At 69.9% G+C, this 17,567-nt stretch carries 19 protein-coding genes and 1 pseudogene; 10 read left to right on the top strand and 10 right to left on the bottom strand.

From position 1 onward, the window contains the following. Nucleotides 1-52 precede the first annotated feature (52 nt). Nucleotides 53-496, bottom strand: a complete 444-nt coding sequence (locus ABD808_RS09300) for an NADPH-dependent F420 reductase (protein WP_344893020.1) — start codon at nucleotides 494-496, stop codon at nucleotides 53-55. 15 nt (nucleotides 497-511) lie between these two features. Between ABD808_RS09300 and ABD808_RS09295 the strand changes: the two genes are divergently transcribed. After that, nucleotides 512-646: a winged helix-turn-helix transcriptional regulator gene (locus tag ABD808_RS09295; RefSeq protein ID WP_344893017.1), complete on the top strand. Its 135-nt coding sequence runs from the start codon at nucleotides 512-514 to the stop codon at nucleotides 644-646. Here ABD808_RS09295 and ABD808_RS09290 read toward each other — a convergent pair. Then, complete coding sequence (locus ABD808_RS09290) at nucleotides 633-1,415, bottom strand: enoyl-CoA hydratase/isomerase family protein (RefSeq protein WP_344893014.1); 783 nt, start codon at nucleotides 1,413-1,415, stop codon at nucleotides 633-635. The genes ABD808_RS09295 and ABD808_RS09290 overlap by 14 nt on opposite strands. 124 nt (nucleotides 1,416-1,539) lie before the next feature. Between ABD808_RS09290 and ABD808_RS09285 the strand changes: the two genes are divergently transcribed. From ABD808_RS09285 to ABD808_RS09275, 3 genes are all read left to right on the top strand, one after another. Further along, nucleotides 1,540-4,509, top strand: coding sequence for a DEAD/DEAH box helicase (locus tag ABD808_RS09285; RefSeq protein ID WP_344893011.1), 2,970 nt, complete (start codon nucleotides 1,540-1,542; stop codon nucleotides 4,507-4,509). Then, nucleotides 4,509-5,285: an SWIM zinc finger family protein gene (locus tag ABD808_RS09280; protein ID WP_344893008.1), complete on the top strand. Its 777-nt coding sequence runs from the start codon at nucleotides 4,509-4,511 to the stop codon at nucleotides 5,283-5,285. The genes ABD808_RS09285 and ABD808_RS09280 overlap by 1 nt, the downstream gene beginning before the upstream one ends. Nucleotides 5,286-5,404: 119 nt before the next feature. Then, nucleotides 5,405-5,875 (top strand): carboxymuconolactone decarboxylase family protein, encoded by a 471-nt coding sequence (locus ABD808_RS09275; protein ID WP_344893005.1) that lies wholly within the window; start codon nucleotides 5,405-5,407, stop codon nucleotides 5,873-5,875. A 42-nt stretch (nucleotides 5,876-5,917) separates the two neighbouring features. Here ABD808_RS09275 and ABD808_RS09270 read toward each other — a convergent pair whose 3' ends face one another. Together ABD808_RS09270 and ABD808_RS09265 are read right to left on the bottom strand one after the other, a co-directional pair. Then, nucleotides 5,918-6,802: an MFS transporter gene (locus tag ABD808_RS09270; protein ID WP_344893002.1), complete on the bottom strand. Its 885-nt coding sequence runs from the start codon at nucleotides 6,800-6,802 to the stop codon at nucleotides 5,918-5,920. Further along, nucleotides 6,799-7,080 (bottom strand): FAD-dependent oxidoreductase, encoded by a 282-nt coding sequence (locus ABD808_RS09265; protein WP_425548906.1) that lies wholly within the window; start codon nucleotides 7,078-7,080, stop codon nucleotides 6,799-6,801. Before ABD808_RS09265 ends, ABD808_RS09270 begins: the two co-directional genes overlap by 4 nt. A gap of 132 nt (nucleotides 7,081-7,212) precedes the next feature. Between ABD808_RS09265 and ABD808_RS09260 the strand changes: the two are divergent. Then, nucleotides 7,213-7,554, top strand: a pseudogene (locus ABD808_RS09260) (cupin domain-containing protein); the annotation flags it as partial. Between the two features lie 11 nt (nucleotides 7,555-7,565). Here ABD808_RS09260 and ABD808_RS09255 read toward each other — a convergent pair. Then, entirely contained in the window at nucleotides 7,566-8,012 is a 447-nt protein-coding gene (locus ABD808_RS09255) for a VOC family protein (RefSeq protein WP_344892999.1), read from the bottom strand. 75 nt (nucleotides 8,013-8,087) lie between these two features. On the opposite strand from ABD808_RS09255, the gene ABD808_RS09250 reads away from it, so the two are divergent. Next, on the top strand, nucleotides 8,088-8,765 hold the full coding sequence (locus ABD808_RS09250) for a TetR/AcrR family transcriptional regulator (protein ID WP_344892996.1): 678 nt from the start codon (nucleotides 8,088-8,090) through the stop codon (nucleotides 8,763-8,765). 142 nt (nucleotides 8,766-8,907) lie between these two features. Here the strand turns inward: ABD808_RS09250 and ABD808_RS09245 are convergent, their stop codons facing one another. The 3 genes from ABD808_RS09245 to ABD808_RS09235 form a co-directional block, all read right to left on the bottom strand. Continuing rightward, complete coding sequence (locus tag ABD808_RS09245) at nucleotides 8,908-9,174, bottom strand: Txe/YoeB family addiction module toxin (RefSeq protein WP_344892993.1); 267 nt, start codon at nucleotides 9,172-9,174, stop codon at nucleotides 8,908-8,910. Beyond that, entirely contained in the window at nucleotides 9,171-9,443 is a 273-nt protein-coding gene (locus ABD808_RS09240) for a type II toxin-antitoxin system Phd/YefM family antitoxin (protein ID WP_344892990.1), read from the bottom strand. Before ABD808_RS09240 ends, ABD808_RS09245 begins: the two co-directional genes overlap by 4 nt. A gap of 294 nt (nucleotides 9,444-9,737) precedes the next feature. Further along, nucleotides 9,738-10,172 carry a helix-turn-helix domain-containing protein gene (locus tag ABD808_RS09235; RefSeq protein ID WP_344892985.1) on the bottom strand — a complete coding sequence of 145 codons (435 nt, stop codon included), beginning with the start codon at nucleotides 10,170-10,172 and terminating at the stop codon, nucleotides 9,738-9,740. A 343-nt stretch (nucleotides 10,173-10,515) separates the two neighbouring features. On the opposite strand from ABD808_RS09235, the gene ABD808_RS09230 reads away from it, so the two are divergent. Then, on the top strand, nucleotides 10,516-10,695 hold the full coding sequence (locus tag ABD808_RS09230; RefSeq protein ID WP_344892981.1) for an ATP-binding protein: 180 nt from the start codon (nucleotides 10,516-10,518) through the stop codon (nucleotides 10,693-10,695). A 52-nt stretch (nucleotides 10,696-10,747) separates the two neighbouring features. Here ABD808_RS09230 and ABD808_RS09225 read toward each other — a convergent pair whose 3' ends face one another. Beyond that, nucleotides 10,748-11,491, bottom strand: a complete 744-nt coding sequence (locus ABD808_RS09225) for an SDR family NAD(P)-dependent oxidoreductase (RefSeq protein ID WP_344892976.1) — start codon at nucleotides 11,489-11,491, stop codon at nucleotides 10,748-10,750. Nucleotides 11,492-11,587: 96 nt separating this feature from the next. On the opposite strand from ABD808_RS09225, the gene ABD808_RS09220 reads away from it, so the two are divergent. Further along, nucleotides 11,588-12,196, top strand: a complete 609-nt coding sequence (locus ABD808_RS09220) for a TetR/AcrR family transcriptional regulator (RefSeq protein ID WP_344892972.1) — start codon at nucleotides 11,588-11,590, stop codon at nucleotides 12,194-12,196. A gap of 81 nt (nucleotides 12,197-12,277) precedes the next feature. Here the strand turns inward: ABD808_RS09220 and glgP are convergent, their stop codons facing one another. Next, nucleotides 12,278-14,872 (bottom strand): alpha-glucan family phosphorylase, encoded by a 2,595-nt coding sequence (gene glgP, locus ABD808_RS09215; protein ID WP_344892967.1) that lies wholly within the window; start codon nucleotides 14,870-14,872, stop codon nucleotides 12,278-12,280. A gap of 111 nt (nucleotides 14,873-14,983) precedes the next feature. Between glgP and ABD808_RS09210 the strand changes: the two genes are divergently transcribed. Beyond that, nucleotides 14,984-17,002: an alpha-1,4-glucan--maltose-1-phosphate maltosyltransferase gene (locus ABD808_RS09210; protein ID WP_344892962.1), complete on the top strand. Its 2,019-nt coding sequence runs from the start codon at nucleotides 14,984-14,986 to the stop codon at nucleotides 17,000-17,002. A gap of 80 nt (nucleotides 17,003-17,082) precedes the next feature. After that, nucleotides 17,083-17,567: alpha-amylase family glycosyl hydrolase (locus ABD808_RS09205; protein WP_344895326.1), on the top strand; the 485-nt coding region annotated here is incomplete at its 3' end.

Genomic DNA, 17,567 nt, shown 5'->3' with positions numbered 1-17,567 from the left:
TATCTGCCGATCTTTACGCACCCCGGCGGCTCGCCCAAGAAACTCCCGAAAGTCACCCGGATGTGACCTGCGGCTCGCTGCCGTCCCCGGCGTGCGCGGGCGGCGGCACCATGCGCGACGGGTCCTCGCCCGCGACCCACAGGCCGACCAGGAACGCCGTCGTCGCCTCCAGCAGCCCCGCCCGGTCGAGCCCGCCCCCGTCCATCGGCTCGCACCCGAGGTCGGCCACCAGGCCCCGGACGGTCGCGAGCGCCGCCGCGTCGTCCCCGCACAGCGGGACGCCGAGCGGCCGACCGCCGAACACCGGCGGCGTCATCCGCCACACGCTCTCGTGGCACAGGTTGAACGCCTTCACCACCCGGGCGCCGCTGGCGTCCGCCGCCCGCCGAGCGGCGGAGGGTCCGGTCCCAGTCTTCAGGTTTTCGAAGGGCGGTTCCATCGGATTGGTGCAGTCGATCAGCACCTTCCCGTCCAGGGGACCCGCCTGGCGCAGCACGTCCTGGACGCCCTCGTGCCGCGCGTCGAGTACGAGCTGACCGCGCCGGGCCGGGGTCTACTCGAACCGCTGTCCGCCCTTGGCGCCTGGACGGAACGCTACGCCGACGAGGTACTGGAAGCCCTGGACCAGCCGGTCAGCGGCCCGTGAACTTCGCCTTCCCCGGGCCCTCCTCCATGAAGCTGCGCATGCCCGCGGCCTGGTCCTCGGTGGCGAACAGCGCGGCGAACTGGGTGCGCTCGATCTCCAGGCCCGTCTCCAGGTCGACCTCAAGGCCCGCGTCGATGGCCTGCTTGGCGGCGCGCAGAGCGATCGCCGGGCCGCCCACGAACGTCGCCGCCCACTCCCTGGCGACCCGGTAGACGTCGGCGTCCGGGACGACCCGGTCGACGAGCCCCATCGCGAGGGCCTCGTCCGCGGCCACGTGCCGTCCGGAGAAGACCAGGTCCTTGGCCCTGGACGGGCCGATCAGCCGGGACAGCCGCTGCGTCCCTCCCGCGCCGGGCATGATGCCGAGCTGGATCTCCGGCTGCCCCACCTTCGCGCTCTCGCCCGCGACGCGGAAGTCGGCCGTCAGCGCCGTCTCCAATCCGCCGCCCAGCGCGTAGCCGGTGATCGCGGCGATCACGGGCTTGGGGATTCCGGCGAGCGCCCGCGCGAAGTCCTGGAGGAGCCGGGAATGGCCCGCCGACATCTGCGCGTACGACATCGGGGCCATCTCCTTGATGTCGGCGCCCGCCGCGAACACCTTCTCCCCGCCGTACAGGACGACCGCGCCGACGGCGTCGTCCTGCGTGACCTGCCGGGCCGCGTCGATCAGCTCCCGCTGCATCTGGGCGTTCAGGGCGTTCATCTTCGGACGGTCCAGCCTGATCGTCGCGATCCCGTCCTCGACCTCGACCCGTACGAACTCGCCCACGGCGACCCTCCTGCGCAATTCGGTGACGAACGCCACGAGCCTAGTCAGATGGGCACCCGGCGCCCATCCCCGGGACGGCCGTGGCGAGCCGTGACGTCAGAGGCTGCTGGTAGCTTCGGTGACCATGCTCGTCGCCCACGCCACCTGGCATGGCGGTGCGCTCTGCCTGTGGGCCGAACGCGCCGGTCCGCACGAGCTCTCACCGGACGTCCATCCCTTCGCGACATGTGATTTCGGCGGGACGTCGTATGAGCCACTGGTCCGTTCGGCGTTCCGGGTCGAGCTGACGTTGACGCTGCCGACCCTCGGCGACCATCCGTTGCCGTCCGCCGAACTGGGGCCCGAACCGGTCTCGCGGGAGCCGGAGCTGCGCCCGTGGCGGGTGCCCGCGCTCGTCTTGGAACCGTTCTCCGCCATGGCCCTGCTCCAGGCCGCCGAGGAGAGCGCGGACGTCGTCCCCGGCACCGACCTGCGTTTCCTGTGCCTGCTCGCGGGCGAGGCCGTCCATCTCACCGGGCGCGGCCAGGTGCTGCCCGCGCTGCTGCGCGAGGACGGCGACCTCGTGGCCCGCTGGCGTCCGGTGATCGACGACCCGGCCCGGTACCGGGCGCTGGCCCGCGCCATGCCCGCCGCCTGCCGCGCGGCCGACGGCGGGCGCCCCGCCGCCGAGGTGCTGCGCGAGGCCCTGTCCGGGCTGGTCGACACGGCGGTGCGCGGGGTGGTGCCGCATCCGCTGCTGCCGTCGCGGCGCAAGGAGGTCGACCGGGTTCCGCTCGCCGAACGGTGGGTGCTGGCGCTGACCGGCCCGTCCCCGCAGGTGGGGCGCGAACCGCTCGACGACCCGGACGACCTCATCGCCGAACTGGACGCCTGGTCCGCCGCCGCGCGCCGCCCGTCCGGCCCCCTGCGCGTCTGCTTCCGCCTCGCCGAACCAGAGGCCGACGCCGACTCCTGGCGGGTGGAGTTCGCGCTCCAGGGCACGGACGATCCGAGCCTGTACGTCCCGGCCGCGCTCGTCTGGGGCGGCGAGGTCACCTCGATCGCGAACGCCGAGGAGACACTGCTCACCGGCCTCGGCCGCGCCCTGCGCCTGTTCCCCGACCTGGCCTCCGCGCTCGACGGCCCCACACCCGGTGAACTGCCACTCGACACGGCAGGCGCGTTCCGTTTCCTCCGCGAGGCGGCCCCGATGCTTGCCGCCGCGGGGTTCGGCGTCCTGCTCCCCCAGTGGGCGGGCAAGACGAAGCTCGGCCTCAAACTGACGACGCGCAACGACGACCCCGAGGCGTCGTCCGGCGCGGCCGTGGGCTCGGGCCTCGATCTGAAGGCCATGGTCGACTTCCGCTGGGACCTCGCGATCGGCGACGACGACATCGACGAGGCCGAACTGGAGGAACTCGCCCGGCTCAAGACGCCGCTCGTCCGCCTGCGCGACCGTTGGGTCGAACTCGACGAAGAACAACTGGAAGCCGCCCTCGACTTCCTCCGCCACCCCCGGCGCGGCCGGATGACCGCCGCCGAGGCGATCCGCGCGGTCGTCCACGCGGGCGACGACGTCCTCCCTCTCACCAGCGTCGACGCAGGCGGCACCCTGGGCGACCTCCTGTCCGGCGAGGCCGACCGCCGCCTCACCCCCGTGCCCACCCCCGACGAACTCGACGCCGAGCTGCGCCCCTACCAGGAACGCGGGCTCGCCTGGCTGACCTTCATGGACGGTTTGGGGCTAGGTGCCCTACTTGCGGACGATATGGGCTTGGGGAAGACGATCTCCGTGCTCTCCCTCCTCGTCCACGAGCGAGAGCACGGCGCCCGGCCCGATCCGACGCTCGCGATCCTGCCGATGTCGTTGGTGGGGAATTGGCAGCGGGAGGCGGCGCGGTTCACGCCCAAGTTGCGCGTTTACGTCCATCACGGGACGGGGCGGCGTCGGGGGGACGATCTTGTTGAGGCGGTGGCGGGGGCCGATCTTGTGCTGACCACCTATGGGACGGCGACGCGGGACGCGGAGATGCTGGCGCGGATCGGGTGGGGGCGGGTCGTCTGCGATGAGGCGCAGGCGCTCAAGAACAGCGGGACGCGGCAGGCCAGGGCGGTGCGGAGCATCCCGGCGCGCAACCGGATCGCGCTCACGGGCACGCCGGTGGAGAACCATCTGACCGAGCTGTGGTCGATCATGGAGTTCGCGAATCCGGGGCTGCTCGGGCCGCGCGGCGTGTTCCGGCAGCGGTTCGCGATCCCGATCGAGCGGGACGGTGACGAGCGGGCGGCGGTGGCGCTCAGGCGGGCGACGCAGCCATTTGTGCTTCGCCGCCTCAAGACCGACACCTCGATCATCTCGGATCTGCCGGAGAAGCAGGAGATCAAGGTCTACTGCAACCTCACCACCGAGCAGGCGTCCCTCTACCAGGCGACCGTGGACGACATGCTGGCCCAGATCGCCGAGGCGGACGAGAAGCAGCGGCGCGGCCTCGTCCTCGCGACGATGGCGAAACTCAAACAGGTGTGCAACCATCCGGCGCAATTGTTGAAGGACGGCTCGCGTCTGCCCGGCCGTTCCGGAAAGCTCGAACGGCTCGAAGAGATTTGCGCCGAGGTGCTGGAGCAGGGTGAGAAGGCGCTTGTCTTCACGCAGTACGCCGAGTTCGGCTCGATGCTCCAGCCTTACCTCGCCGCTCGGTTGGAACGTCCTGTGCTGTGGCTGCACGGGGGGACGTCGAAGCAGGCGCGCGATGATCTTGTTCAGCGTTTCCAGAGCGATGACGAGCCCGCGATTTTTCTGCTTTCTCTCAAGGCCGCCGGGACGGGGTTGACCCTCACGGCCGCCAATCATGTCGTGCACGTCGATCGGTGGTGGAATCCGGCTGTGGAGGATCAGGCGACCGACCGCGCGTTCCGTATCGGGCAGACGCGCAACGTCCAGGTCCGCAAGTTCATCTGCGTCGGGACGATGGAGGAGCGCGTCGACGAGATGATCGAACGCAAGAAGGCGCTCGCCGACTCCATCGTCGGCACCGGCGAGGAATGGCTGACCGAACTGTCGGTGGCCGAACTCCGCGACGTCCTGCGCCTGTCCCCCGAGGCGGTGAGCGACTGATGGACGACGGCATCAGGGCCCGCACGAAACGCGGCTCGATCGGCGCCCAATGGTGGTCGCGCCGGTTCATCGACCTGGTCGAGTCGTTCGCCGACAAGGGCCGCCTTCAGCGCGGGCGCGCCTACGCCCGCCAGGGAAATGTCTTCGACCTGAAGGTCGACCCCTACGAGGTGACCGCGAAGGTGCGGGGGACGGCGCCCGTCCCGTACGAGGTGGCCCTCGGCATCGAGGCGATCGACTCCGACGGCTGGCGAGCGGCGGAGAAGGAACTGGCGTCCCGAGCGGTGTTCCGGGCCCGGCTGCTCGCCGGGGAAATGCCGCCGGAGATCGAGTGGGTCTTCGCCGAACTGGGCCTCTCGTTGTTTCCGGGGTCGGCGGGCGATCTGCATCTGATGTGCGACTGTCCCGACTGGGGCGACCCGTGCAAACACTCCGCCGCCGTCCTGTACCTGTTGGCTGAGGCGTTCGACGACGACCCGTTCCTCATCCTGCGATGGAACGGCCGGAGCAAGGAACAACTCCTCACGGCATTGCGACGCGGTACCGAAACCACCCCCGACCCTTTCGAGATGGATGACGAGCCCCTGACGGCCACCGGTTTCTGGACGCCTCCGTCCGGCCTGGGGCACCTTCGGGACCGTCCGCCCGCGCCGCCCGTCCCGCCGGGGTTCGTGCTCCAGCTGACGACGCCGCCGCCCATCAAGGTTCGCCGCCGCCCGCTTCACGACGTCCTCGCTCCCGCCTACAGGGCCCTCACCACCGATGATTCCGACTGACGTCCACAGAAACGGGTTCGATAGTGATGCCCGCCACATTGGTGGTTCACCGTCTTACATTCGGGGCGCGGGACTCGTCAGGGGGATGTACCTGAACGGCAGGAGAGAGGAACATCGCCATGACCAAGTCGCCCCGGATCATCGACCCCGCCTCACATGCCCCCGTGCTCAACGAGATCGCGGCGGCCGTGGGGAAGGCGAACGCCGACGGCGCGATCCCGAGCACGACCGCCGCCCTGGTGCACCTGCGCATCGGGCAGCTCCTCGGGAGCACCTACTTCACCGCCCGCATCCTGGGTGAGGCCGGTGACACCCCGGAGCGTCTCAACGCCGTCGCCACCTGGCGGGAGGCGCCCTACTTCACCGAGGCCGAGCGTGCCGCGCTCGCGCTGGCCGAGGCCGTCCACACCCCGAACCCGACCGGCGAGCGCGTCCCCGACGACCTGTTCGACGAGGTCGCGAAGCACTACGACACGCACCAGATCGTCACGCTCATCACCGTGATGGGACAGATCGGGTTCTTCATGCCGCTGGCCCTCATCGGCCGCCCGAAGCCGGGCGTCTCCTTCGCCGAGCAGTGGCAGGAGTAGGACCGAACAACGAGAAGGGCCCGCGGGAACGCGGGCCCTTCTTCACGCGCGGCACCGGTGGCCGATCGCCCGGTCCGCGAGGACCGTGGGGATCATGGCGACGGCCAGGGCGGCGCCGATCCAGCAGACGGCGGTGATGCTCGCACCGGCGTTCAGTGCGGTTCCGGCGAGCGCCGGGACGAGGCTGATGCCGAGCTGGAACGCCGACACGGTGGTGGCCCCGTTGAACGAGATCATGTAGGCGGCGGTGCTCAGGATGGTCGCGGCGTAGACGGCCCACAGCTGCGGCCGCCGCATGGTGGTGAGCTCGCGCCGCACGCTGGGCCGCCTGTCCCCGCCGGTCGTCGGCACCGCGACCAGGGTCAGCACGGCGCCGACGGCGGTCAGCGCGGCCACGCCCCAGAATCCTCCGCGCCAGCCGGTGAAGTAGCTGAGCAGCGCGCCCGCCGGGCCACCGGCGATCATCGCCAGGCTGAGCCCGCTGACGACGACGCCCGAGGCGCGCGCCGCGCGGTCCGGGGCGACCAGGCTGATCGCGGTGACGGCCGCGACCGCCCAGTACCCCGCGTAGGCGAGGCCGCAGACGAACCGGGTGACCAGCAGCGTCGCGTAGTCGTCGGTCACGAGGCCGACCGCCAGCGCGGCGGCGAAGATCGCTTGGGTGGTGATCAGCGTGGTGCGGCGCGGCCACCGCAGCGTCAGGATCGCCAGCGGCGGCCCACCGACCACGACACCGACGGCGAACGCCGAGATCAGCGCCCCGGCGGCGGACAGGCTGATGTCCAGGTCGTCGGCGATCGCCGGGAGGACCCCGGCGAGCAGGAACTCCGCGCTTCCCATCGCGAACAGGCTGAACGCGAGCAGGTAGACGCCGAGCGGCAGCCTGCCGGTGACCGTCGCGCGTGACGGCTCGGTCTCGACGCTCATCGGACGGCCGCCCGGCGCCGTCCGACGCCGTGGTCGATCCGCTCCACCCGGCCCCGGATGCTCCCGACGCCGTACCGTTCGATCTCGGCGCGGCCGAGTTCCAGCAGCCGCTCGGGCGGCAGACCGTCGCGGGACAGGAATCCGTGCATGTGCGCGGCGGGCGCGTTGCGCGGCTCTCCTGCGTCCAGCACCGCCACCGTGCGGCGGGCTCGTCCCAGCAACAGTGCCGCGTTCAGTCCGGCCGCCCCGGCCCCGACCACCACCACGTCGTAGTTCATGGCGATCACCTCCGCGGCCGATGCTGCGGTTCCCGGGCGCCGACCGACAACCTCCGTTGCCGTTTCCGGGACGCGGAGGTGGAATGGGGAGATGGACGAGGAATCCACGATCGCCACCGCGCTGGCCCAGGTCGCGCCAAGCCCCGCGTCCGCAACGGCCGCACGGTGATCCCGCTGACCCCGCACCCCGGCCCGATCCAGGCCTGGAAGTCGATCATCCCGGCCGACCAGAACACGCCGGAGCCGGGCACGCACGAGGGCTACGAGTGGATGTACGTCCTGTCCGGGAAGGTGCGGCTCGTCCTGGCCGACCACGACTTGGTCCTCGGGCCGGACGAGGCCGCCGAGTTCGACACCCGGCTGCCGCACTGGTTCGGCCCGGCGGGCGACTCCCCCGTCGAGGTCCTCAACCTGTTCGGCCGCCAGGGCGAACGCATGCACGTCCGCGCCAGGCCCAGCCCCCGACAGGACTGAGCGCGGACGTCTCAGGCTGTCGACGTCTCGCTGAACAACTCCGCGGCCTGGGCGACGACCTCATCGTGCGGCACGTCCCGCACATGCTGGTCCAAGGCCCAGCGATGCCCGAACGGGTCCAGTATCTGGCCGGTGCGGTCGCCCCAGAAGGCGTCGTGCAGCGGTTCGAAGACCTCGGCTCCCGCCTGAAGCGCCCGTGCCCAGGCCGCGTCGGCGTCGGGAACGGACACATGCAGCGCCGCGGACGTGCCGCCGAAGCTGGCCGGTGAACGCATGCCCAGCGCGGGCATCTCGCCCGCCACCGCCAGGACCGTGCCGTCGAGCGAAAGCTCCACGGTCAGCGTGCGGCCGTCGGGAAGCGTGATGCGGTTCGTCTCCTGCGCGCCCAGCGCCTCGGTGTACCAGGCGGCGGCCCGAACCGGGTCGGTGACCACCAGATGAATCGCCATGTGTGCCATGTCCAAGACCATACAGCTTGTCTGGACGTCATGTATAGACAGGGTGTCCGTACATGGCGTCGGTACTATGCCCGCATGCCGCCCAAGCGCACCGCGCGATCCGCCCGCCGATCAGACGCGTCGTCCACCTCCGCCGACCTGCGGAAGCGGATCCTGGCCGCGACGCGCGACCTGCTGCGCGAGCGGCGCTTCGACACCCTCAGCGTGGCCGACATCCTGACCGCCGCCGAGGTCTCCCGGGCCAGCTTCTACTTCTATTTCCCCAGCAAGCAGGCGGTCCTCGGCGAGCTGGTGCGCGAGGCCGTCGCGCAGGGGCAGCAGGCGGCACGACCCTGGATCGACCACGAAGACGACCCGCTCGCCGCGCTTCGTTCCGGTGTGCGGGACGGCGCCCGGCTGTGGCGCGCCAACGCGGGCGTCCTCATGGCGATCGTGGAGAGTTGGGCCTCCGACGAGGGCCTCCGCGCCCTGTGGCTCGAACAGATGAACCTGTTCACCGACGCCGCCGCCGACCGCGTCCGGTCCGACCCGCAGGTCCGCGAACGGCTCCGCGACGAGGACATCCGCCCCGTCGCCGCCTCACTGACCTGGCTCGGCGAACGGCTCTACTACCTCGCCGCCGCCGAGGTCCCCCCGTTCGACGACGAGGAGACGCTCGTCGACACCCTCACGAACGCGTGGACGTCCGTCCTCTACGGCCTTCCCGCCACCCACCCGGAAGACCCACCTGGCCCCGCCACCCCTACGACGTGACCTCGGTCCACCCAACGCTGACCAACCACAACCGGTCAGCGAAGGCAGACCAGACCTCTACGGATGGCGTTGCTGGTAGACAGCCCGCAGTCCGCCCACGCGGAACGCAGCGACCTCCGCCCCCACGCTGATCCCGCAGGGTTCAATTACGTTCGTAGCGGTAGCGGGCCTTGAGAATCTTCACTTCCTTCTCGTCCGCCCGGTACACCAAACGATGCTCGTCATCGATCCTGCGGGACCAGTACCCCGACAGGTCACCTTTCAGCGGCTCGGGCTTCCCGATACCCGCGAAGGGGTCGCGCTGGATCTCACCGATTAACCGGGTGATCCGCTTCGCCATTCTCCGATCCGCACCAAGCCAGAACAGGAAATCCTCCCAGGCGTCAGGATCGAAATGGACACTCCTCACACCTCACCGGCCAGGGATTCCAGCTCTTCCATGGTCTTCGTGATCGCCGGACGGCTTTCCTTGTCCCGGGCGATGGCCTCCATGAGGCGCTGGGCGTTGGCCGGCGAACGCAACAAGTAGATCGTCTCCTGCCAGGAGTCGTAGTCCTCGGCCGACATCAGGACGGCATCGCCGCCCCTGGAGGTGATCCGTACGGGGTCGTGGTCGTCGTTGACCTGCTGGATGAGGGGGAACAGACGCGAGCGCGCCTCGCTGGCACTGATGGCCATACTGGACTCACTCCCTTTATATGGTACAGGTTTACCGTACCATATACGTACCATATATGAGCCCGGGAGGCCCCAGAAGCCGCCCCGCCAGCCCGTGAAGTAGCTGAGCAGCGCGCCCGCCGGGCCACCGGCGATCATCGCCAGACCGAGCCCGCTGACGACGACCCCCGAGGCGCGCGCCGCACGGTCCGGGGCGACCAGACTGATCGCGGTGACCGCCGCTACCGCTCAGTACCCCGCATAGGCCAGGGCCGCAGACGAAACGGGCGGCCAGCAGCACCGCGTAGTCGTCGGTCACGAGAGACCTTCGAGGTTCGCCAGCACGGCGACCGGAGTCTTTGGGACGAGGTGGAAGCCGCCCACCACTGGTGGGACGACCTCGGTCGACCCGCCGCCGCGCGGTGGGGCATCACCGTGACACCGAGCGCAAGCGCGGCTACCTGTCGTAACGCCCGGCGCGGACCTCTTCCGGGCCTCCCTCGCGAGTTGGATGAGTCCTTCCTTCTCTGCGCCGGTGACACCGTAGAGGTCGAGCATCTCCCGGACGCTTCGGGGTAGCGGCCTGGTACGGGCGGTCTCAATGCGAAAGAGCGTCGAGTTCGCCCATTCCAGGCGGCGGGTCACCTCATCTCGGCTCATACCGGCAGCCTCGCGGCGCCTGGTCAGCTCCAGCGCGAGCCTTCGGGAACGGAGGATCGGGCTGTGGCTCCGATCTTGCCTGTGCGTCAAGATCTTCCTCCTGTGGGCAGGATTTCATGGGCAGCATTGCACAGAGTTGTATCCTAGTGCATGCTGTTGCACACAGTGTGCCACCGGATGCTCACGTGGCGCAGGGAAATGAGAAACGGCCCCGGGTCGGTGTCAGCAGCACCGGCCAGGGGCCTCAGCCCGACTGAAAAGGAGTCGGACCTGTGAGCAATCTATCGAACCCTCCGTCGTCGGGATCCGGGCATCGGGACGTGACGGGTGAGCGGTTCAACTTTCTCGTCCAGCTCATGTGGGCCTTGCGTGGGCTTGGGCGGGGGTCGGTGCTTTACCTGGACGCCAAGGCCGAGCCGGTTCGTCCGGGCGGATGCGCGTGGAGATCCAGGACGACGGCGGGGCGCGGACGCGACCGATGATCCCGGAGCAGCGGGAAGGGTCGGCCGAGTGCGGGCGCGGCCTGATGGTCGTGGACGGGTTGGCTGACGGGTGGGGCTCGTTCACGGGAGTGGCGGGGCGGACGACGGTCTGGTTCGAGGTGACCGGGTGAGACGCGGGCAGGTGATCGGTGCTCTGGAAGCGCGAAGCGCCAGGCGGTGAGGTCAGATCTGGTTCTCGCCGCCGTCGACGTACAGGTTGGCGCCGATGACGTAGCTGCTCTGGTCAGAGGCCAGGAAGGCCACGACGGCGGCGACCTCGTCCGGGCGTCCCATCCGGCCGATCGGGACCCCCGCGACGAGGCTCGCCCTGAAGGCGTCCGCCTGCCCCTCGCCGACCAGGCCGGTGATCCCGGGCGTGTCGATCGGGCCCGGCGAGATCGCGTTGACCCGGACGCCACGGTCCTTGAGTTCGTTGGCCCAGGTCCGCGCGAAGGAACGGACGGCCGCCTTGGACGCCGCGTACGTCCCGAACGCCGCGGCGCCGTTGTCGGCGGCGGTGGATGCGTTCAGGATCACCGAGGCGCCCTCGTTGAGCAGCGGCAACGCCTTCTGGACAGTGAACAGTGTGCCTCGGGTGTTGACGCCGAACGTCTCGTCGAAGTGCTCCTCGGTGGTCTGCTCCAGCCTCACGAATGATGCCGTGGCCGCGTTGGCGAACAGCACGTCCAGGCCCCGGCCGCGGGTGCGGACCGCGTCGTACAGGCGGTCCAAGTCGGCCGGGTCGGAGATGTCACCCGGGACCGCGGTGGCCGAGCCGATGGCCTCGACGGCGGCGGCGAGCTCGGTCTCGCGCCGCCCGGTGACGAACACATGTGCTCCTTCGGCGGCGAGCCGTACGGCGCTGGCCCGGCCGATCCCGGTGCCGCCGCCGGTGACGACGGCGGTCTTACCTTCCAGCTGTCCCATGCGAATGACCTCCGAGAACTTCAGTATCGACCAGTACAGAAAGAAACCGTAGCGCACTTCAAGACCGATCGGTACGGAAGAGGTAGGCTCAGATGCGTGGGCAAGAGGGAGAAGGCGCCGATCGGCCGACCGAGAGGGTTCGACACCGACGAGGCGCTCGAACGTGCCCTGCTGGTCTTCTGGGAACAGGGCTACGAAGGGGCCACCCTCACCGACCTGACCAGCGCCATGGGCATCACTCGCACCAGCATGTACGCGGCCTTCGGGAACAAGGAGGAACTGTTCCGCAAGGCCCTGGGCCGCTACACCGAGGGCTTCGCCGTCTACGTCGCCCATGCCCTGCTGGAGTCGACCGCTCGGGACGTCGCCGCCGCGGTCCTCAGCGGCGCGGTCCGGACCACCACCCGGCCCGGGTACCCCACCGGATGCCTGGGCGTCCAGGGAGCCCTGGCCGCCGGTGCCGCCGGTCGACCGGCCCGCGACACCCTGACCGCCTGGCGCGACGACGGCCGCTTCCGCCTCCGCGACCGGTTCCAGCGGGCCGTCGACGAGGGCGACCTGCCCCCGGACACCGATCCGGGGCTGCTCGCCCGGTACATCATGACCGTGGCGAACGGCATCGCCGTCCAGGCCGCGGGCGGCGCCGGCCGCGACGAACTCCAGCGGGTGGCCGACGCGGCCCTGCGAAACTGGCCGCCCGCCTGACGACCACCGCTTCCTCGCACGGCGGACCGTGCGCCGCCCGGCGTTCGCGACCGCGCACCGGGCCTTCGGCCTGGCGCGGGGCTAGCGGAGGTCGCCGTTCGTCATGCCGTGCGGGGCGGGTGGTAGCGCGATCAGGCCCATCTCGGCGCGGCCCGACAGCATCGGGTGGCTCGGGACGACGCGGACGCTGTATCCGAACGCGCCGCTGCGGGACAGCGGGACGTCGCCGACATAGCGCACCCGCCCGTTCTCCAACCGTTCGCCGTCCACCAGTTCCAGGTAGGACTGGTCGACCAGCGCGTCGGCCTCGTCCACGCGGCCATAGACAACCTCGACGGCGACGTCGTCCGGGCCCAGGCCGCCGAGGTCGGCGACGACCCGGACCGAGAGGCGCGCCCCCACCTGCGGGCTCTCCGCCCCGTTCGACTCGACGTGCTCGACGGTCACGTCCGGCCATGCCTTCCTGACCCGCTGTTTCCACGCGGCCAGCGCGCGGGCACCGGCGTAGTCGTCGGCGACCATGGCGCGCTCGGACACGGCGGCGGGCGTGTACAGCTTCTCGACGTAGTCGCGCATCATCCGGGACGCCAGCACTTTCGGACCGAGGGTGGCGACGGTGTGCTTGACCATCTCCAGCCAGCGGCGCGGCAGCCCGGCCGAGTCGCGGTCGTAGAACGTGACGGCCACGTGGTCCTCGATCAGCTCGTACAGCGCGGCGGCCTCCAGCTCGTCGCGCCGGTCGGGGGCGGCGAGGCCGTCGGCGGACGGGATCGCCCAGCCGTTCTGGCCGTCGTACCACTCGTCCCACCAGCCGTCGCGGATCGACAGGTTCAGCGCGCCGTTCAGCGCCGCCTTCATCCCGGACGTGCCGCACGCCTCCAGCGGGCGCAGCGGGTTGTTCATCCACACGTCGCAGCCCTGCACCATGAGCTGGCCGAGCGCCATGTCGTAGTCGGGCAGGAACACGATCCGGTGCCGGACGTCCTCCTCCCCGGTGAACCGCACGATGTCCTGGATGAGGCGTTTGCCACCCTCATCCGCCGGGTGCGCCTTTCCGGCGATCACGATCTGCACGGGGCGTTCGGGGTTCAGCAGGATCGCGCGGAGCCGGTCCGGGTCGCTGGTCATCAGCGTGAGCCGCTTGTAGGACGGGACGCGCCGCGCGAACCCGATCGTCAGCACGTCCGGGTCGAGGGCCCGGTCGATCCAGGAGGTCTCCGCCTCGCTCGCGCCGCGCTGCCGCCACGACTCGCGGAGCCTGCGCCGCGCCTCCAGCACGAGCCGCCGCCGCAGTTTGCCGCGGATCCGCCACAGCTCGGTGCCCGGACGGGCCCGGATCTCCTCCCAGCCCTGCCCGGACTCGATGATCGACGGCAGCTCCCGCGCGGCGAGCTCCAGGATCTCCCGCGCCACCCAGGTGCCCGCGTGCACCCCGTTGGTGATCGACCCGACGGGGACCTCGGCGGTGTCGAACCCGCCCCACAGCCCGCCGAACATCTCGCGGCTGACCCGTCCGTGCAGTTCGCTGACGCCGTTGACGCGCTGTCCCAGCCGCATCCCCATCACGGCCATGTTGAACACGGTGCGGTCGCCGCCGGGGTAGTCCTCGGTGCCGAGCGCGAGGATCCGTTCGACGGGGACCGCCTCCTCCTCGCCGACGCCGCCGAAGTACCGTCCGACCAGGTCGCGGGGGAAACGGTCGATTCCGGCGGGGACGGGCGTGTGCGTGGTGAAGACCGTCCCGGCGCGGGTCGCCTCCAAGGCCTCGTCGAACGTCAGGCCCTCACCGGCGACCAGTTCGCGGATGCGTTCCAGGCCGAGGAACCCGGCGTGGCCCTCGTTGGTGTGGAACACCTCCGGCTCCGGGTGCCCGGAGATGCGGCAGTACCGGCGGATGGCGCGGACGCCACCGATGCCGAGCAACATCTCCTGGAGCAACCGGTGGTCGCCGCCACCACCGTAGAGCCGGTCGGTGACGTCCCGCGCGGACCGGTCGTTCTCCTCCACGTCGGAGTCGAGCAGTAGTTGCGGGACGCGTCCGACCCGCGCGATCCACACCTGCGCGTGCAGCCCGCGGCCCTTCGGCAGGCCGACGCTGACGCGGACCGGTGACCCGTCCGGCTCGCGCAGCAGCGTCAGGGGCAGCCCGTTCGGGTCGATAGGCGGGTAGCGCTCCAGCTGCCAGCCGTCCGGCGACAGCGACTGCGAGAAATAGCCGTGCCGGTAGAGCAGCCCGACCGCGATGATCGGAACGCCGAGGTCACTGGCCGTCTTCAGATGGTCGCCCGCGAGGATGCCGAGCCCGCCGGAGTACTGCGGCAGCGCGGCGGCGATGCCGTACTCGGGCGAGAAGTAGGCGATCGACGAAGGGACCTCGGACCGCGACTGGTACCAGCGGGGAGCGGTCAGGTATTCGCGCAGGTCGTCGACGGTGTCCTGGAGGCGGCGCAGAAATCGCCGGTCCTTCGCGAGGCGCGCCAGCCGGTCCGGCGCGACCTCGCCGAGCAGCCGGACCGGGTCGTGGTGGACGGCCTTCCACAGCGCCGGATCCACGGCGCGGAACAGGTCGAGCGTCTCGTGGTGCCAGGACCAGCGCAGGTTGAGGACCAGCTCCTCCAACTGCCGAAGCTGCTCCGGGAGGACGGTGCGGACCGTGAAACGTCGGATTGCCTTCACATGGTCACGCTATGTGGTGAGGCCGGGTGGCGCGACAAGGGGGGAGGCACTTTGCGCCTCCCGTTCCCGCGCATGGACGTTTTGGAAGTTTCGCACGGGTAGGGACGGCACATGCACGTCGAGTCCGGGACGTCCAGAGATATAGGCAGCCCGCGGCTCGGTCGCATTCCGATCCTGGACGTGGCGCCGGTGGTGGGGTGCGGCCGGTGGCCCGCCAAGGCGGTGGTGGGCGAGACGGTCGAGGTGTCGGCGACGGTGTTTCGTGAGGGTCATGAACGGTTGGGTGCGGCGGTGGTGGTGCGGACGCCCGAGGGCGAGGAGTTGCCGGGTCAGCCGATGACCGAGGTCGGGGCGGGGTTGGACCGGTGGTCGGGTCGGGTGACGCCGACGGGGGTGGGGGCGTGGTCGTTTCGGGTGGAGGCGTGGGGTGATCCGATCACGCACTGGTGGGAGGACGCGCTGATCAAGGTGCCGCGCGGGCAGGACGTCGAACTCATGCTCACCGAGGGATCACTGCTGTTCCGGCGCGCGGCCGAGGCCGTACCCGGCAAGGATCGGCCCACCGTGGAGCGGCTGGCGAAGCGGCTCGGGGACCCGACCGTCCCGGTCGCCGACCGGATGGACGCGGTGACCGACCCGGACATTCAGAACATTCTGCACTGCCATCCGGTGCGGGAGTTGGTGACGGTCAGTGACTGGTATCCCCTGGTCGTCCACCGGCAACGCGCCCTGTACGGCGCCTGGTACGAATTCTTCCCCCGCTCCGAGGGCGCGACCATCGACCCGATGGGCCGCCGCGGGCCGGTCTCCGGCACCTTCCGCACCGCCATGAAACGACTCCCCGCCATCGCCGCCATGGGCTTCGACGTGGTGTACCTGCCGCCGATCCATCCCATCGGGATCTCGTTCCGCAAAGGCCCCAACAACACCCTGGACGCCGGGCCTTATGACCCCGGATCGCCGTGGGCGATCGGGTCGGACGAGGGCGGGCACGACGCGATCCACCCCGAGCTGGGGACCCTGGACGACTTCGACGCCCTCGTCGCACACGCCGCCGACCACGGCATGGAAATCGCCCTGGACCTGGCCCTGCAATGCTCCCCCGACCACCCCTGGGTCACCGACCACCCCGAATGGTTCACCACCCGCGCCGACGACACCATCGCCTACGCCGAAAACCCACCCAAGAAATACCAGGACATCTACCCCCTCAACTTCGACAACGACCCAGACGGCCTGTACACGGAGGTCCGCCGCGTCATCCACCACTGGATGAACCACGGCGTCCGCATCTTCCGCGTCGACAACCCGCACACCAAGCCTGTGGCGTTCTGGGAACGGCTGCTGGCCGACATCAACGACAGCGACCCCGATGTGTTGTTTCTGGCCGAGGCGTTCACGCGACCGGCGATGATGCACACGCTGGCCAAGATCGGGTTCCACCAGTCGTACACGTACTTCACCTGGCGTAATACCGCCGACGAGGTCCGGGACTACTTCACCGAGTTGGCCGGTTCGGCGGCGGCGTACATGCGGCCGAACTGCTTCGTCAACACCCCCGACATCCTGTCCGAGTACCTCCAGCATGGCGGACGGGCGGCGTTCAAGATTCGGGCGGTGCTGGCCGCGCTGCTGTCGCCGTCCTGGGGCGTCTACTCCGGGTACGAGCTGTGCGAGAACATCCCGGTGCGGCCCGGCAGCGAGGAATACCGCGACTCGGAGAAATACCAGTATCGGCCCCGCGACTGGGACGGCGCCGATCTCGCCGGGACCACCATCGCGCCGCTCCTCACGCTCCTCAACACCTTGCGGAACAGCCACCCGGCCCTGCAAGAACTCCGCAATCCGCATTTCCACTATGTCGACCAGCCCGAACTGGTCGCCTTCTCCAAACGGCATTTGGACGACGTCGTCCTGGCGGTGGTGAACCTCAACCCGCATCAGGCCCGCGAGGCCACCGTGCACTTGGATCTGCGTGCCCTCGGGCTGCCCGACGACCCCGACAACGCCTACACCGTCACCGACCAACTCGACGGCGCCACCTACACCTGGACCCGCTCCAACTACGTCCGTCTCGACCCGCACACCAAACCCGCGCACGTCTTCACAGTGGGGAGTGGAGAGATTTGAGCGAACCCCACGAGCCACGAGAATCCGCCACGCCAGATCCCGTACCGGGCGCGGTCTCGGGGGAAGAGCCCGTTCCCGAGATTCCGCCCGATGCCGTCCCGGCCTCGTCCGAGCCGCTCCCGGACGCGTTCAGCCCCGAAACGCCGCGTGATCCGCACTGGTTCAAGACGGCGGTGTTCTACGAGGTGTCGGTCCGCGGCTACGCCGACTCCAACAACGACGGGTACGGCGACCTGCGCGGCCTCATCTCCAAACTCGACCACCTGCAATGGCTCGGCATCGACTGCCTGTGGCTCCTGCCCATCTACCAGTCACCCCTCCGCGACGGCGGCTACGACATCGCGGAATACACAAAGGTGTTGCCCGATTTCGGTGACCTCGGCGACTTCGTGGAGTTGATCGAGGAAGCCCACGCGCGTGGTATTCGCGTGATCGCCGACTTGGTGATGAATCACACCTCTGATCAGCACCCCTGGTTCCAGGCGTCACGTACCGACCCCGACGGGCCCTACGGCGACTTCTACATGTGGGACGACACCGACACCAAATACCCCGACGCCCGCAT

The sequence above is a fragment of the Actinomadura meridiana genome (assembly GCF_039537545.1).
Classification (GTDB): domain Bacteria; phylum Actinomycetota; class Actinomycetes; order Streptosporangiales; family Streptosporangiaceae; genus Spirillospora; species Spirillospora meridiana.
Note: the sequence above shows the minus strand (reverse complement) of the source record. Positions and strands in the feature narration are given on the sequence as shown.

Excerpts from the sequence above, each read along its gene's own strand:
- ABD808_RS09285 (WP_344893011.1), top strand. The coding sequence starts at position 1,540 with ATGCTCGTCGCCCACGCCACCTGGCATGGCGGTGCGCTCTGCCTGTGG.
- ABD808_RS09280 (WP_344893008.1), top strand. The coding sequence starts at position 4,509 with ATGGACGACGGCATCAGGGCCCGCACGAAACGCGGCTCGATCGGCGCC.
- ABD808_RS09230 (WP_344892981.1), top strand. The coding sequence starts at position 10,516 with ATGCGCGTGGAGATCCAGGACGACGGCGGGGCGCGGACGCGACCGATG.
- ABD808_RS09210 (WP_344892962.1), top strand. The coding sequence starts at position 14,984 with ATGCACGTCGAGTCCGGGACGTCCAGAGATATAGGCAGCCCGCGGCTC.
- ABD808_RS09270 (WP_344893002.1), bottom strand. The coding sequence starts at position 6,802 with ATGAGCGTCGAGACCGAGCCGTCACGCGCGACGGTCACCGGCAGGCTG.
- ABD808_RS09250 (WP_344892996.1), top strand. The coding sequence starts at position 8,088 with ATGCCGCCCAAGCGCACCGCGCGATCCGCCCGCCGATCAGACGCGTCG.
- ABD808_RS09240 (WP_344892990.1), bottom strand. The coding sequence starts at position 9,443 with ATGGCCATCAGTGCCAGCGAGGCGCGCTCGCGTCTGTTCCCCCTCATC.
- ABD808_RS09275 (WP_344893005.1), top strand. The coding sequence starts at position 5,405 with ATGACCAAGTCGCCCCGGATCATCGACCCCGCCTCACATGCCCCCGTG.
- ABD808_RS09255 (WP_344892999.1), bottom strand. The coding sequence starts at position 8,012 with ATGGCACACATGGCGATTCATCTGGTGGTCACCGACCCGGTTCGGGCC.
- ABD808_RS09265 (WP_425548906.1), bottom strand. The coding sequence starts at position 7,080 with ATGAACTACGACGTGGTGGTGGTCGGGGCCGGGGCGGCCGGACTGAAC.
- ABD808_RS09225 (WP_344892976.1), bottom strand. The coding sequence starts at position 11,491 with ATGGGACAGCTGGAAGGTAAGACCGCCGTCGTCACCGGCGGCGGCACC.